A 14,147-nucleotide genomic window follows, 5' to 3' on the forward strand; every position below is an offset into this window, starting at 1 on the left:
AATGCGGTTCCTGTTCTATACCCATTCGGTCGTTTCCGATTGGAACCACGGCAACGCACATTTCCTGCGTGGCATCATGCGGGAGCTCGTTGCACGCGGGCACCAGGCGATCGCGCTGGAGCCGGCAGACGGCTGGAGCCGTTCGAACCTGCTGGCAGAGAAAGGGTCCTTCGCGGTCGAGCGCTTCAGAAAGGATTTTCCGGAGCTGATGTCGGTGACCTACGACGCCTCCTTCGACCATGAAGGCTGGATTGCCGGCGCCGATGTGGTCATTGTCCACGAATGGACTGATCCGGAGGTTGTCGAGCGCATCGGCAGGACCAGGGCGAATGGAGGGGGCTTTACGCTTCTGTTCCATGACACCCACCACCGCGCCGTCTCGGCGACCCAGGCGATCTCGGCCCTGCGGCTGGAGCATTATGACGGCGTGCTCGCCTTCGGCGAGGCGTTGCGGGAAAGCTACCTTCGCGCCGGCTGGGGCAAACGTGCCTTCACCTGGCACGAGGCGGCGGATGAGCGCCTGTTCAAGCCGCACCCGGAGATCGACCCGACTGCCGATCTGATCTGGATCGGCAACTGGGGTGATGACGAGCGCAGTGCCGAAATCAAGGAATTCCTGATCGATCCGGTGGAAGAACTTGGCCTGGCTGGCAGTGTTCATGGCGTGCGCTATCCACGCGAAGCGCTCGCCGACCTTGCCGCCGCCGGCCTCGGTTACGAAGGCTGGATTGCCAATGCCGAGGTGCCCAAGGCGTTCGCGGCACACCGCGTTACCGTCCACATTCCGCGGCGCCCCTATCGGGAGAACCTGCCCGGCATCCCGACGATCCGCATGTTCGAGGGGCTCGCCTGTGGCATCCCGCTCGTGTCGGCGCCCTGGGCCGATGTCGAACAACTCTTCAGGCCAGGCATCGACTTTCTTTTCGCGCGCGACGGATCGCAGATGTGCCGTCATCTTCGCGACGTGCTGGACGATGCTGATCTAGCCGCCTCTCTGGTGAGATCCGGCCTCGAAACCATCCGGACGCGACACACTTGCCGGCACCGGGCGGACGAGCTGTTCGACGTGCTCGCCGAATGCGGCAACCGCCAAGCCATCGATCGCATCGTCATAGAGGAGACAGTCGCATGAAGATTGCATTTTATGGATCGAGCCTCCTGTCGTCCTACTGGAACGGCGCGGCGACTTATTATCGCGGATTGCTCAAGGCGCTTTCTCAGCTCGGCTACGAGATCACTTTCTATGAGCCGGACGTCTACGACCGGCAGAAGAACCGCGATATCGAGGCACCGGACTGGTGCAACGTCGTCATCTACGAGGCGACCCCGCATGCGCTGATGCAGGTGGCAGCAAGCGCAGGCGAAGCTGATATCGTGGTCAAGGCCAGCGGAGTAGGCTTCGAAGACGAGGCGCTGCTGCGCGCCGTACTCGACCACGCCCGGACGGATGCGCTGACAGTGTTCTGGGATGTCGACGCACCGGCCACTCTGGGCCAATTGCGCGACGAGCCGGATCATCCCCTGCACCGCGCGTTGCGGGAGATCGACCTTGTCCTCACCTATGGCGGCGGCGATCCGGTCGTCTGGGCCTATCGTGCGCTGGGGGCTGCCGAATGCGTGCCGATCTACAATGCGCTCGATCCCGAAACGCACCATCCGGTCGCGAAGGACAAGCGTTTCGCCTGCGACCTTGCCTTTCTCGGCAACCGCTTGCCGGACCGTGAAGCACGCGTCGAAGCTTTCTTCCTCGATCCGGCCAGCCGTTCGGGCGATCAGCGTTTCCTGCTCGGCGGATCGGGTTGGGGTGACAAGCAGCTACCAGCAAATGTCGCATGGCTCGGCCACGTCGGGACGCGGGACCACAATGCGTTCAATGTCACCCCCAAGGCGGTGCTGAACATCAGCCGCGACAGCATGGCCGCCAACGGCTTTTCGCCTGCCACGCGCGTCTTCGAGGCTGCGGGTGCCGGCGCATGCCTCATCACCGACGCCTGGCTCGGCGTCGAACTGTTTCTGGCCCCCGGGGAGGAGATCCTGGTGGCGCGCGATGGCAACGATGTCACCGAAATCATGCGCACCCTCACCCCCCAGCGGGCAAGGGCGATCGGCGAATCTGCGCTTCGGCGTGTTCTCGCCGAGCATACCTATGCGTTAAGGGCCGCTGTGGCCGACGCTGTCTTCAGGCGTCATTTCGAGCGCCCCACTGTGGAGGCAGCGGAATGACCAAGCGGCTCGACATCGTCTTTCTTGGCCTGTCTTTGTCCTCTTCATGGGGAAACGGCCATGCCACGACCTTTAGGGGGTTGCTGAAGGGCCTGCGCGAGCTCGGCCATCGCGTCACCTTCCTGGAGCGCGACGTGCCATGGTATGCGAACCATCGCGATCTGCGTGACCCAGATTTCTGCACGTTGGGCTACTACGAAACGACGAACGATCTTCGTCGGACCTATGCCGGCTGCCTGCAGCAAGCCGATGTCGTGGTGGTCGGGTCGTTCGTTCCGGAGGGGCGAGCCGTCACCGAGATCGTCGCGTCCCTGTGCACGGGCCAGTTCTGCTTCTACGACATCGACACGCCGGTCACGCTGGCAAAGCTCGACGCGGATGATTGCGACTACCTATGCCGACGGCAAATCCCGTATTTCGACGTCTATTTCTCGTTCACCGGCGGGCCAACGCTCGCCCGTTTGGCGGCGGACTTCGGTGCACGGCGCGCCGAGCCGCTCTACTGCTCCGTCGACCCGGAGCGGCATCGCCGAACGGCCGATCCAATCTGCTGGGACCTTGGCTATCTCGGCACTTACAGCTCGGACCGGCAGGCGACGCTGGATGCTCTCCTGCTCGAACCGGCAAGACGCATGCCGGGCCGTCGCTTCGTCGTGGCCGGCTCGCAATTCCCGTCCGAGACCGTCTGGCCAAGCAACGTCGATCGCATCGAGCACTTGCCGCCGGCGGATCATGCCTCGTTCTACAGCCGCCAGCGCTATACGTTGAACGTCACGCGCAGCTCCATGATAGCGGCTGGGTGGTCTCCCAGCGTACGCCTCTTCGAGGCGGCTGCCTGTGGCACCGCGATCATCAGCGATCGCTGGACCGGTCTGGATAGCTTCTTTCCGACGGCCACGATCAACACGGCCGGCCAAGCCGAAGACGTGATCGATATCCTGTCCAGCCAATCCGACCGCGTCAGGCTGGCTATGGCCAAGCGAGCGCGTGCAACGATCCTGGCGGCACATACAAGCGCCGCGAGAGCCCGCGAATTCGTTTCGCTGCTGGCGCGGCCAAGATCGGCACGTCCAGCTCTCGATCTGAACATCGAAAGTGCAGCATGACTGGCAGACAGGAGAAAATAGAGATGCGGCGATCAAGAAGGACGCAACGGACCAGAACGGCGCTTGTCGCCGGCGGCGCGGGTTTCCTCGGTTCGCATCTTTGCGAAACACTGCTTCAGGCCGGGTGCCGTGTGATCTGTGTCGACAATTTTCTTACCGGTCGGATGGAAAACATCGTCTCGATGATGGACCGTCCTCGGTTCCGGCTGATCGAGCAGGATATTTGTCGGCCATTGGACCTTGCTGAGCCGGTCGACCGCATTTTCAACCTGGCGTGCGCCGCATCGCCGCCGCGCTACCAGGCTGATCCGATCCACACCACGCGGACCTGCGTGATCGGAACCCTCAATCTGCTTGAGCTTGCCGCCCGAAACAATGCTCGCTTCCTGCAGGCATCGACAAGCGAAGTGTATGGCGATCCGGAACAGCACCCGCAAAGGGAAGACTATTTCGGTCACGTGAACTGCACCGGTCCTCGTGCCTGCTATGACGAGGGTAAGCGAACCGCCGAAACCTTGTGCTTCGACTATTTGAGAACCGAAATGGCCGATATCCGGGTCGCGCGCATCTTCAACACCTATGGTCCGAGGATGGATCCTGCCGACGGCCGGATCGTCTCGAATCTTGTGATGCAGGCGCTCGAGAAGAGACCGCTGACGATTTTCGGCGACGGGCTGCAGACCAGGTCGTTCTGCTACGTCTCCGATCTGGTCGACGGTCTGGTCCGCCTTATGGATGTCGATCCCAATCCGCGCCAGCCGGTCAATTTGGGCAATCCCGGGGAATTCACCGTCCTTCAACTGGCCGGATTGGTGAGGGATTTGACCCATAGCAACTCGGTCTTCAAATTCCTGCCACTGCCGCAAGACGACCCTCGCCGGCGGCAACCGGACATTTCCCGTGCAAAAACCCTTCTCGACTGGTCGCCAAAGGTGCCGCTCAAGCAAGGCCTGATGCAGACGATCAGCTATTTTACGGAACTCGAGGCCAGCCGTAACCAGGATCGAATTTCCCCAATTGCGACAAGCGTGAGATCCGCTTCAGGCCGACTGCAAAACCTGCCGGCCTGACGTCGGGGAGAGTGTGCCCGCGGGCATGGTCATGGTGAGGCCGGACCGTCCCGACAGGCGCTTCACTTTTTCTCATTGTGGGAACATCCGGTCGATCTCGCCGTTGGGCGAATATCGGCAGGGAGAACGGACGCGTGCATCGAAAACGATCCGCCAGGGACATCGAGCAAATGGCCGAAAGGGAAGCGGCTGCCTTTCTGAGACGTGCCTCGATCACCTACCTCGAATGCTGTGTAAGCCTGATGATGACGCATCTTGAGCGAGAGGAAGTGGCCACCATCCTGGAAAAAGAAGCGGATATGCTGCGAACGCTCGACTGAGGCTTGCCGTGCTGAGGTCGATCGGCCCAGGCCACGCAAAGCACCGGGCGCAGCTTTGCTCCGAATAGAGGTTGGTGATTTTTCCAGGTCGCAAGGAACATTCCTGGCAGCTGACAGTTCGGCGCGAGGAACTTACCTTCAACAGCGATGGCGGCAGTTTCGTGGGATCGAAAAAGGTACGGATTGGAATAGCCGGCGTCGGCAATTGCGCGTCTTCCCTTGTCCAGGGCCTCTCATATTATCGGGACGCCAGCGGCAATGAGCCGATACCGGGCCTGATGCATGCTGATCTCGGCGGCTATCATGTCGGTGACATCGAGGTGGTTTGTGCTTTCGACGTCGCCAAGGGCAAAGTTGGGCGCGATGTGGCGGAAGCGATATACAATGCGCCCAACAATACCTTCCGCTTTGCCGATGTTGCAGCAACCGGCGTTCGCGTCGAGCGCGGACCGACACTTGACGGTATCGGCAAATATCTGCGCGATGAGATCGAGGAGTCAGAAGAGCCGGTCGCGAATGTCAGCGCGCTGCTTCGGGAAAGCGGCGCAGACGTACTGGTCTCATATCTGCCGGTCGGCTCGGAAGAAGCTACGCGTTTTTATGCCGAGTGCGCGCTCGAGGCTGGTTGCGCTTTCGTCAACTGCATACCGGTCTTTATCGCATCGCGGCCGGAATGGCGCCGGCGCTTTGAACAGCGCGGTCTGCCGCTGGTCGGCGACGATATCAAAAGCCAGGTCGGCGCGACGATCGTGCATCGGTTGCTCGCCAATCTGTTCCGCGAGCGCGGCGTCCGCATCGACCGCACCTATCAGCTGAATTTCGGCGGCAACACCGATTTCCTCAACATGCTGGAGCGCGAGCGGCTGGAATCGAAGAAAATTTCCAAGACACAATCCGTAGCCAGCCAGTTCGACGTTCCCCTGGAGGCCGGCAACATCCATGTCGGCCCCAGCGACCATGTGCCCTGGCTTACCGATCGAAAATGGGCCTACATCCGCGTCGAAGGCACGACGTTCGGCGGCGTGCCGCTGAATGCAGAGCTGAAACTGGAAGTATGGGATTCGCCCAACTCGGCCGGAGTCGTTATCGACGCTGTCCGTTGCGCCAAACTGGCGCTTGACCGCGGCATCGCGGGGGCGCTGACCGGCCCTTGCAGCTATTTCATGAAGTCGCCGCCCGAGCAGTTCACCGATGCCGAGGCACGCCTGCGCACGCTGTCTTTCATCGCCGGGAGGGACGAGCCGATGCTTGATGCCGCGGAATGACGACGACGTTCTTCTTGATCCGCCATGCGGCGCACGACAATGTCGGCGACTATCTTGCCGGACGCATGGCTGGAGTTTGTCTTGGCGAAACCGGCAGGGCACAAGCCTCGCGCCTGGCCAGCCACATGGTGGCGCGGCCGCTGGCGGCCATCTGTTGCAGCCCGCGCGAACGAACACTGGAAACCGCAAAACCGATCGCAATCGCCTGCAATCGCGAGAAGATTACAATCCGCGAGGAACTCGATGAGATCGACTTCGGCGCGTGGTCGGGCAAGACCTTCGAAGAGTTGAGCCAGGACGCCGACTGGCTGACGTGGAACAGTCAACGCCAGCAGGCGAGGACGCCCGGCGGCGAGACAATGCTGGACGTCCAGCAACGTGTCGTCTCGCTGATGCAGCAGCTTCGCAAACGGTACCAGAACCAGTCCGTGGCACTGGTCAGCCATGCCGACGTGATCAAAGCCGCCGTCTGCAAGGTGCTCGGCTTGCCGCTGGGAGACTGTTTTCGCTTCGATATCGACCCCGCTTCGATCACCACGGTCGTGTCCGGTGACTGGGGCTCCAAGCTGATCCGACTGAACGAAGCCGCCTGACGAGGACTGCCGGATGCGTATGGTCATTTTCGGTCTCACCGTCACCTCCTCGTGGGGAAACGGACACGCGACGCTGTGGCGCGGGCTGATCCGTGCGCTCGGTCGCCTGGGCTGGTCGGTCAGCTTTTTCGAACGCAATACCCCGTACTATGCCGGCGCACGCGATCTTGACCATCTCGATGGCGGCAATGTCGTTCTCTATCCGGAGTGGGAGGACATTCGCCATGTCGCGGAACAGGCTATCGGGGAATCCGACGTCGTCATCGTCACGTCCTATTGCCCCGACGCCGTGGAGGCATCGCGCCTGGCGCAGCAGGCCTGTCGCGGGCTGAAGGTTTTCTACGATCTCGACACCCCCGTCACGCTCGCCCGGATAGAACAAGGTCTACGACCGGCCTATTACGGGCCCGAGGGCCTTCACGATTTCGACCTCGCCCTCAGTTATACGGGGGGAACCGCAATCGATGCGCTGAAAACGCTGCTGGGCGCCCGCCGAGTCTTGCCTCTCTACGGCCATGTCGATCCCGACCGACACCGGCCGGCCCAGCCCCGGGCTGAATTCGCCGGGGATTTGTCCTATCTCGGAACGTATGCGGCCGATCGCCAGGCCGGCGTCGAAAAGCTGCTGGTCCGCACGGCAGCGCGCCTGCCGGACCGCCGTTTCGTCATCGGCGGCGCCCAATATCCGCATGAATTTCCGTGGGGCGAAAACATCTTCTTTGTCAGGCACCTTCCGCCTGCGGATCATCCGGCCTTCTTCTGCTCATCGCGCCTGACGCTGAACGTGACGCGCGAGGCGATGGCCAAGAGGGGCTGGTGTCCTTCGGGCAGGCTGTTCGAGGCGGCAGCCTGCGGCGCGGCGATCGTGAGCGACACCTGGCCCGGGCTGAGCAGTTTTTTCCAGCCCGGCAGCGAGATCATCCTGGCGGACAGCACCGACGACGTGGTCGCGACAGTCGGCTTGCCTGACAGCGAAGTCGACGCCATCCGGCGCCGGGCGCGCGAGCGGGTGTTGGACGAACACACCTCTGCGCAGCGCGCCAGGGAACTGGACCGCCTCCTGTCCGATTCATTGCCGGGCTTGGGACAGGGCTTGGCGGCGGGCGAGCCGTTGAAGGAAGCAATCTGATGTTGGGCATCGTGCCCGCCGCCGGCCGCGGCAGCCGCATTCAACCGCTCGGCTTCTCGAAGGAGCTCCTGCCGGTCGGCAGCCGCATCGACGGCCAGACCGAGCGTCCTTGCGCGGTGAGCGAGTATCTGGTGCGTCGCATGGTGCGCAACGGTGTCGACAAGATCTGCTTCGTCATCGGATCGGGAAAATCGGACATTCTCGAATACTACGCCGCCGGCTACGGCGACGCCGCCGCATTGTTTGTCGTGCAGCCCAACCCCGTCGGTCTTTGCGACGCGATCTTCCGCGCCGCGCCGCTGGTCGCGCCGGACGAGACGGTTCTGGTCGGCCTGCCCGACACGATCTGGTTTCCCGAAGATGGCTTTTGCCGCCTGCCGGACGACCGGCTGTCGTTTTTGCTCTTCCCGGTGGATCACCCGGAACTCTTCGATGCCGTCGTTCTCGACGGGGATGACCGGGTGAAGGAGATCCAGGTCAAGCAACAAGGCGCTGCATCGAACTGGATCTGGGGGGCGTTCAAGATGCCGGGCCGCATACTTCACCAGCTTGCCGCGCTTTGGCGCGAGCGGGATCAAAGCGACGAATATGTCGGCACCCTTATCAACGCCTATCTGGCGGCCGGCGGTGAGGCTTGCGGTGTCAAGGCAGGCACCGCCTATGTCGACGTCGGCACGTTCAACGGCTACCGCACCGCACTTCGGCTGCTCGAGAACAACGATACTACGTTGGAGGACACGAAAAACCTCATGTTCGTGCTGCCGGGGCAAGCGCAGATACCAAGCCATCCAGGCGAAGGAGGCTAGCCATGCTGCATTCGAACGCCGAAATCCGCCGCCGCATCGATGCCCTTGGCCCGTGGTTCCACAACATGGAACTGGCGGGCGTCGAAACCGCCCCCGACCATTTCCTCGGCAATTATCCGCTGATCAAATGGCGCAAGTTCGCCGACGCCATTCCTGCCGATCTGTCCGGCAAGGCCGTGCTCGACATAGGCTGCAACGCCGGCTTCTACTCGATCGAAATGAAGCGACGCGGCGCCGGCCGCGTCCTCGGCATCGACTTCGATGAAGCCTATCTGGCGCAGGCGCGCTTCGCCGCCGAAATCGCTGACTGCGACATCGAATTCCAGCAGCTTTCGGTCTACGACGTTGGCGCCCTGCGGGAGAAATTCGACATCGTCCTGTTCATGGGCGTGCTTTATCACCTGCGCCACCCGCTGCTCGCTCTCGATCTGATCCGGGAGCACGTTGCCGGCGACCTGATGATCTTCCAGTCCATGCAGCGCGGCAGCATCGAACTGCCTGCACTCGATGAGAATTATCCTTTCTGGACCCACGATCTGTTCGACCGGCCGGAGTTTCCGAAGCTGCATTTCGTCGAGCATCGCTATGCCGACGACCCGACCAACTGGTGGATTCCCAATCGCGCCTGCACAGAGGCGATGCTGCGCAGCGCCGGCTTCGAGATCGTGCTGCACCCGGAGCAAGAGGTTTATTTCTGCCGCGCCGCCGGTGAGCCGGCCTGCGGCGGCGCCGTCTACCCGTCGAAAGGACCACTTCATGATTGAAGCCGCGATGATCTGGAACGAGCCGAACAACAAATCCCATTGGGATCCCGAACTCGACCCCGACTGGAGCCGCTTCGCCAACATGGCAATACTGGCTGCCGATGCGATCGCATCGGCAAACCCGGCCGTGACCAGGATACTGGGCGGCATTTCGCCGATCGATGCCGATTTCATGGCGCTCATGAAGCAATACGGGGTGCTCGATCATGTCGATGCCGTCGGTGTGCATGGTTTCCCACTCGACTGGAATCTCTGGCAGATTCAGGAATGGCCGCAGAAGATCGGCGAGATTTCGACCGTTACCGATCTTCCCGTATGGGTCAGCGAAGTTGGCGTGTCGAGCTTCGGGGCGGAGGAGGTGCAGCTCTGGGGTTTGCGTCGGAGCGCCGAACTGCTGCTCGGCAATGCCTCGCGCGTGCAATGGTACAGCCTCTACGATCTTCCGCGCGAATGGGGGGCAACGACGCGTCATCGCGAGGCCGAAGGCTCCTCCTACTATCGCCACTTCTACATGGGCCTGCTCCGCGAAGATGGCACGCCCAAACCCGCGCTCGAAGAATTCCTGCGTTACCTACCCGGGATGGGGCTGGTGCAATGGTTCCACTTTGAAGATCCCCGGCTGGACGACGCCGTCGCCTGGATGAAACGGCTGGGCGTCACCAATCTGCGCACCGGGGTTTCCTGGGCCGACAGTTTCAGGCCGAATGCGCTGGATTGGTACGACCGGCAGATGGAAGCACTTGCCGATTTCGACGTGACCATCACCTTCTGCTTCACGCCGGAGCACCGCGGAGTGATGCCGCATCACACCAGTCCGCCGCTGGTGCCGGAGGAATTTGCGGAGTTTTGCGCGACGATGACCCGCCGCTATGCTCCCGCCATGGCTGCCTCGCCGGTCAGAGCGGTGCGGGCTTCGGCAGCATGAGTGTGTCATGCAACACGCAGCTGACAGGTCCGGACCGCTTGCCGAATTCGCGGCCTTGTTGCTAGGTGCTGCTCCGCACCGCTCAGACGGTGCTGAGATCATGATCGTTGTCGCGCATCCGGACGACGAAACCATCGGCATCGGCGGGCATCTTGCCGGCTTGCGCGGATCTCGCATCGTTCATGTCACCGATGGCGCGCCGAGAGACCTTGAAGACGCGCGAGCATACGGCTTCGAGACGTGGCAGGACTATGCCGAGGCCCGCCATCGGGAGTTGGAGGCGGTGCTGGCGGCAGCGGGATTGCCGTCGACGGCCCTGATCAGCCTCGGTTATCCCGACAAGCAGGCCGCCGGAAATCTTGGCTCGCTCGCACGGGGACTGACCGGCCTTTTGGCCGAGCGCGATGTCAGCTTCGTCTGCACGCATCCTTATGAAGGTGGTCACCCCGATCATGACGCGACCGCCTTTGCCGTCCATGCGGCCTGCCATTTGCTGCGCCGCGACGGACGCCAGGCACCGGCCATCGTCGAAATGGCGTTCTATTCGGCCGGGCCTGAGGGTGCGGTCCTTCAGGATTTCAACAGTCATTCCGGCAGCGAGCGCATCGAATTGCACCTTACGGAAGCGGCTTTCGAACGGAAGCAGTGCATGCTGGCCTGCCACCGGACACAGCAACGGACGCTGGCGCCGTTCACGGCGCGCATCGAACGTTTCCGGGTGGCGCCTGCCTATGATTTCCTGGCGCTGCCGAACAGCGGCAGGCTTTATTACGAGGCGCTGCCGCTCGGCTTCGAGCCGGCGGTTTGGCTTCACGCCGCGGCCGCTGCGCATGAGGAGCTTGGGCTCGACCGGCCATGACCCTCACCGTCCTGAACGTCGCCTACCCTCTCGCGCCAGTCGGCCCGGATGCGGTTGGCGGTGCCGAGCAGGTGCTGTCGATGCTCGACCAGGCACTCGTGCGCGCGGGACACGCTTCCATCGTGATCGGTTGCCAGGGCTCGAAAGCGGCTGGCGTGCTCATCGAGACGCCTGCTGAACCAGGTGTGCTCGACGATGCGGCGAAGAAACGGGCACAGCGCTCTCACCGCACCGCGATAGAAGTCGCACGCGCCCGTTGGCCGATCGACGTGGTTCATCTGCACGGCATCGATTTTGATGCCTATCTGCCTGATGATGGCCCGACCCTGGTAAGCCTGCACCTGCCGCTCGACTGGTATCCCGCCGATGCCTTGCGCACGGTCCGCGACGATCTATGGCTTCACGCCGTCTCGATGGCCCAACAGAGGACCGCGCCGCCGGGTGCCAGGCTGCTGGCGCCCATTCCAAACGGCGTGGATATCGATGCGCTGAGCGGTCGGCAGTTCAAGCGCAACTTCGCGCTGGTGCTCAGCCGCATTTGCCCGGAAAAGGGCATCCACCTGGCACTGGACGCGGCCAAACAGGCTGGCGTGCGGCTGATCATCGGCGGCAAGGTCTACCCTTACGAAACGCACACGCTGTACTTTCGTGACGAAGTCCAGCCGCGCCTCGACCAGCGCCGCCGCTTCCTCGGTCCGCTCGGCTTCGTCGCGAAGCGGCACTTTCTCAACGCCGCCCGCTGCCTGGTCATTCCCAGCCTTGCCGCGGAAACCAGCTCGCTTGTCGCGATGGAGGCTCTCGCCTGCGGCACGCCGGTCGTCGCCTTTCCAAACGGTGCGCTGCCGGATGTGGTCGAACACGGCAAGACGGGCTTTCTGGTCAACGACATCCATGAGATGGCGGAGGCCATCGTCGCAGCCTCCGGCCTGAATGCCGAGACATGCCGGGCCGAGGCGCGGCGGCGCTTTTCGCTCGACCAAATGATTTCGTCTTACATGGACGCCTACCAGGCGCTGGCAGGGCTTGGTGCCGGCCGCAGGCGCCTGGCGGCGGTGCAGTGAGCGGCTTTCATGCTCCGCTCCGAGATCATCGACGATCCGGCCGCTTTTGAGGCGCTGGCGCCGCGCTGGCGGGAGCTGTGGGCGCACAGCCGGACAGCGACGCCGTTCCAAAGCCCCGCCTGGCTGGTGCCGTGGTGGCGCGCATTCGCGCCCGGAGAGTTGGCGACGATCGCCGTCTGGCGAGGCGACGATCTGGTGGGATTGGCACCGCTTTACCTGGAACACGCAACTTGCGGGTCGAGACTGCTTCCGGTTGGGATTTCGTTGAGCGACTACCTGGATGTCCTGTGTTGCCCCGGCATCGAAGCGGCTGTCGCCGCCGTCATCGCCGACCGGGTTCTGGCGATCAATTGGTCGCAATGGATCTTACCGGACCTGCCGGCCGGTGCTGCCGGTCTCACTATCGCGCACCCTGCGCTGGAGGCGGATCAACCCGTCGACCACGCCGCTTGTCCCGTGCTGCCGATCGCTGGCGACGATGCGCTCGCGGTCTGCATTCCGTCGCGGCGAAGACGCCAGTTGCGCCGCGCGCACAATGCCGCACGCCGGCGCGGCTGCGTCTCCATCATACCGGCGCAGGCCGATCGCAAAGCGTTTTTCGATCACCTGATCCGCCTTCACGGCGCGCGTTGGGCCGGGCGCGGCGACGGCGTCCTGGCCGATCCGGCTGCAGAAGAATTCCATCGGCAGGCGCTTCCCATGCTTGCCGCACAGGGTCTTGTCCGATGCTGGCTTGTTGCCATCGACGATGCGGTCGTCGGCGCCTATTACGGATTTCATCATCGCCACCGCGCCTACGCCTACCTTGGCGGTTTTGATCCGGCCTATGCCGAGGAAAGTCCCGGCGCAATCCTGATCGGTCACGCGATTGCCGAAGCGGCTCGTGAAGGGGCGCGGGAGTTCGATTTTCTGCGCGGCCAGGAGAGCTACAAGTATGGCTGGGGGGCCGTCGACCAATGGACAATGCGAAAGGTCTGGACGCGGAGCATGGCTCGATGAGCGCCACCGGACGAAAGCCATCGCCCCAGGCGGCATCGACCGCAAAAATGCTGATCGAGGAGTGCCTGGCCGACGGCGCCTGCGTCGACGCCATCATTGCCAGACTGGCGCTGCGCTTCGAGACCGGGGTCGATGCCGCAGAATTGGCCGATGTGGCGCTGGAGATGCGTTCAGCCGACCTGCGAAAACGCGACAGACTGGAGCGGATCGCCGATCTGCTTCGTCACAGGCCTGACATCTTCACCACGCTGCGCCAAACAGGTGCCGCCGTCCGCCACGAACGCGATGAATGGGAAACTGACGCCGCGGTCGTCAGGCGGCTGGCCGCCGGCTTTGATGCCGCGGCGACGATTTCCCAGGCGGCGAGCGTTCAACTGTCTTCGCTGGGAGACGAGGAGAAACTCACCGCCGCCACCGACGAGATCGTCGCATGGTTGCAGCGGCAAGGCTTCACCGGCCCCGACCAGGACATACTGGACATTGGTTGTGGCATCGGCCGCTTCGAAAGCGCGCTCTCGGATGCCGCGCACCGGATCGTCGGCATCGACATATCCCTGGAGATGATTTCGGTCGCTCGTCGGCGATGTGCCGGGCTGCGCAATGTGGATCTGCGGCCGACCTTTGGTCTCGATCTCGCCGATTTTACCAACGCAAGCTTCGATTGCGTGCTGGCTGTCGACAGCTTCCCCTACCTGGTGCTGGCTGGCCTGGCGGAGCGGTATTTCGAGGAAATTGCGCGTGTTCTGAAACCGTCAGGCGTGGCAGCACTTCTGAATTACTCCTATCGCGGATCGACGGCGCTGGATCGTGCCGATGTTCACCGCCTCGCCGAAGCCCATGGCATGCAGGTCGTGGCTGACGGCGCGAAGCCGTTCCGGCTGTGGGACGGCAATGCCTTTCTTCTTGTGGCATCCGAGGGAACATTACGGCGCAATGATTGTTCGGGCGTCAAAGAGACGAGGGCGTCAAAGAGACAGGCGCACCAAACAGACAGGCGCACCAAACAGACAGGGCACCTGTGAGTGCC

Annotated in this window: 15 protein-coding genes; all 15 read left to right on the plus strand. The window is 62.8% G+C overall.

Features of this window, described 5'->3' with window-relative positions; genetic code table 11:
• Position 1: 1 nt before the first annotated feature.
• Positions 2-1,132, plus strand: coding sequence for a glycosyltransferase (locus tag M727_RS0115880; RefSeq protein WP_027153507.1), 1,131 nt, complete (start codon positions 2-4; stop codon positions 1,130-1,132).
• A complete protein-coding gene (locus M727_RS0115885) occupies positions 1,129-2,223 on the plus strand; it encodes a glycosyltransferase (protein ID WP_027153508.1) in 1,095 nt (364 codons plus the stop codon). Before M727_RS0115880 ends, M727_RS0115885 begins: the two co-directional genes overlap by 4 nt.
• Positions 2,220-3,329, plus strand: a complete 1,110-nt coding sequence (locus M727_RS0115890) for a glycosyltransferase (RefSeq protein WP_027153509.1) — start codon at positions 2,220-2,222, stop codon at positions 3,327-3,329. The genes M727_RS0115885 and M727_RS0115890 overlap by 4 nt, the downstream gene beginning before the upstream one ends.
• Before the next feature lie 23 nt (positions 3,330-3,352).
• Positions 3,353-4,399, plus strand: a complete 1,047-nt coding sequence (locus M727_RS0115895) for a UDP-glucuronic acid decarboxylase family protein (protein ID WP_027153510.1) — start codon at positions 3,353-3,355, stop codon at positions 4,397-4,399.
• 170 nt (positions 4,400-4,569) lie between these two features.
• Complete coding sequence (locus M727_RS40005; protein ID WP_084646751.1) at positions 4,570-4,719, plus strand: hypothetical protein; 150 nt, start codon at positions 4,570-4,572, stop codon at positions 4,717-4,719.
• Between the two features lie 161 nt (positions 4,720-4,880).
• Entirely contained in the window at positions 4,881-5,984 is a 1,104-nt protein-coding gene (locus M727_RS0115905; RefSeq protein ID WP_027153511.1) for an inositol-3-phosphate synthase, read from the plus strand.
• A complete protein-coding gene (locus M727_RS0115910; protein WP_027153512.1) occupies positions 5,981-6,577 on the plus strand; it encodes a histidine phosphatase family protein in 597 nt (198 codons plus the stop codon). Before M727_RS0115905 ends, M727_RS0115910 begins: the two co-directional genes overlap by 4 nt.
• 13 nt (positions 6,578-6,590) lie before the next feature.
• Complete coding sequence (locus M727_RS0115915) at positions 6,591-7,706, plus strand: glycosyltransferase (protein WP_027153513.1); 1,116 nt, start codon at positions 6,591-6,593, stop codon at positions 7,704-7,706.
• Positions 7,706-8,512, plus strand: a complete 807-nt coding sequence (locus tag M727_RS0115920; RefSeq protein WP_027153514.1) for a sugar phosphate nucleotidyltransferase — start codon at positions 7,706-7,708, stop codon at positions 8,510-8,512. Before M727_RS0115915 ends, M727_RS0115920 begins: the two co-directional genes overlap by 1 nt.
• 2 nt (positions 8,513-8,514) lie before the next feature.
• Positions 8,515-9,276 carry a TIGR04290 family methyltransferase gene (locus M727_RS0115925; protein WP_027153515.1) on the plus strand — a complete coding sequence of 254 codons (762 nt, stop codon included), beginning with the start codon at positions 8,515-8,517 and terminating at the stop codon, positions 9,274-9,276.
• A complete protein-coding gene (locus tag M727_RS0115930) occupies positions 9,269-10,201 on the plus strand; it encodes a beta-xylosidase (RefSeq protein ID WP_027153516.1) in 933 nt (310 codons plus the stop codon). The genes M727_RS0115925 and M727_RS0115930 overlap by 8 nt, the downstream gene beginning before the upstream one ends.
• 7 nt (positions 10,202-10,208) lie before the next feature.
• Entirely contained in the window at positions 10,209-11,060 is an 852-nt protein-coding gene (locus M727_RS0115935) for a PIG-L domain-containing protein (protein WP_051505625.1), read from the plus strand.
• Positions 11,057-12,121 (plus strand): glycosyltransferase, encoded by a 1,065-nt coding sequence (locus tag M727_RS36525; protein WP_036262374.1) that lies wholly within the window; start codon positions 11,057-11,059, stop codon positions 12,119-12,121. Before M727_RS0115935 ends, M727_RS36525 begins: the two co-directional genes overlap by 4 nt.
• Before the next feature lie 9 nt (positions 12,122-12,130).
• Positions 12,131-13,120: a GNAT family N-acetyltransferase gene (locus M727_RS0115945; RefSeq protein WP_027153518.1), complete on the plus strand. Its 990-nt coding sequence runs from the start codon at positions 12,131-12,133 to the stop codon at positions 13,118-13,120.
• A complete protein-coding gene (locus M727_RS36530; RefSeq protein WP_084646760.1) occupies positions 13,117-14,142 on the plus strand; it encodes a class I SAM-dependent methyltransferase in 1,026 nt (341 codons plus the stop codon). The genes M727_RS0115945 and M727_RS36530 overlap by 4 nt, the downstream gene beginning before the upstream one ends.
• Positions 14,143-14,147 lie beyond the last annotated feature (5 nt).

The sequence above is a fragment of the Mesorhizobium sp. WSM2561 genome (assembly GCF_000513915.1).
GTDB classification, from domain to species: Bacteria; Pseudomonadota; Alphaproteobacteria; order Rhizobiales; family Rhizobiaceae; genus Mesorhizobium; species Mesorhizobium muleiense.

What these genes read in the sequence shown, in the direction of transcription:
- M727_RS40005 (WP_084646751.1), top strand. Translation starts at nt 4,570, where the DNA reads ATGGCCGAAAGGGAAGCGGCTGCCTTTCTGAGACGTGCCTCGATCACC.
- M727_RS0115885 (WP_027153508.1), top strand. Translation starts at nt 1,129, where the DNA reads ATGAAGATTGCATTTTATGGATCGAGCCTCCTGTCGTCCTACTGGAAC.
- M727_RS0115945 (WP_027153518.1), top strand. Translation starts at nt 12,131, where the DNA reads ATGCTCCGCTCCGAGATCATCGACGATCCGGCCGCTTTTGAGGCGCTG.
- M727_RS36525 (WP_036262374.1), top strand. Translation starts at nt 11,057, where the DNA reads ATGACCCTCACCGTCCTGAACGTCGCCTACCCTCTCGCGCCAGTCGGC.
- M727_RS0115915 (WP_027153513.1), top strand. Translation starts at nt 6,591, where the DNA reads ATGCGTATGGTCATTTTCGGTCTCACCGTCACCTCCTCGTGGGGAAAC.
- M727_RS0115895 (WP_027153510.1), top strand. Translation starts at nt 3,353, where the DNA reads ATGCGGCGATCAAGAAGGACGCAACGGACCAGAACGGCGCTTGTCGCC.
- M727_RS0115880 (WP_027153507.1), top strand. Translation starts at nt 2, where the DNA reads ATGCGGTTCCTGTTCTATACCCATTCGGTCGTTTCCGATTGGAACCAC.
- M727_RS0115890 (WP_027153509.1), top strand. Translation starts at nt 2,220, where the DNA reads ATGACCAAGCGGCTCGACATCGTCTTTCTTGGCCTGTCTTTGTCCTCT.
- M727_RS0115910 (WP_027153512.1), top strand. Translation starts at nt 5,981, where the DNA reads ATGACGACGACGTTCTTCTTGATCCGCCATGCGGCGCACGACAATGTC.
- M727_RS36530 (WP_084646760.1), top strand. Translation starts at nt 13,117, where the DNA reads ATGAGCGCCACCGGACGAAAGCCATCGCCCCAGGCGGCATCGACCGCA.
- M727_RS0115925 (WP_027153515.1), top strand. Translation starts at nt 8,515, where the DNA reads ATGCTGCATTCGAACGCCGAAATCCGCCGCCGCATCGATGCCCTTGGC.
- M727_RS0115920 (WP_027153514.1), top strand. Translation starts at nt 7,706, where the DNA reads ATGTTGGGCATCGTGCCCGCCGCCGGCCGCGGCAGCCGCATTCAACCG.
- M727_RS0115935 (WP_051505625.1), top strand. Translation starts at nt 10,209, where the DNA reads ATGCAACACGCAGCTGACAGGTCCGGACCGCTTGCCGAATTCGCGGCC.
- M727_RS0115930 (WP_027153516.1), top strand. Translation starts at nt 9,269, where the DNA reads ATGATTGAAGCCGCGATGATCTGGAACGAGCCGAACAACAAATCCCAT.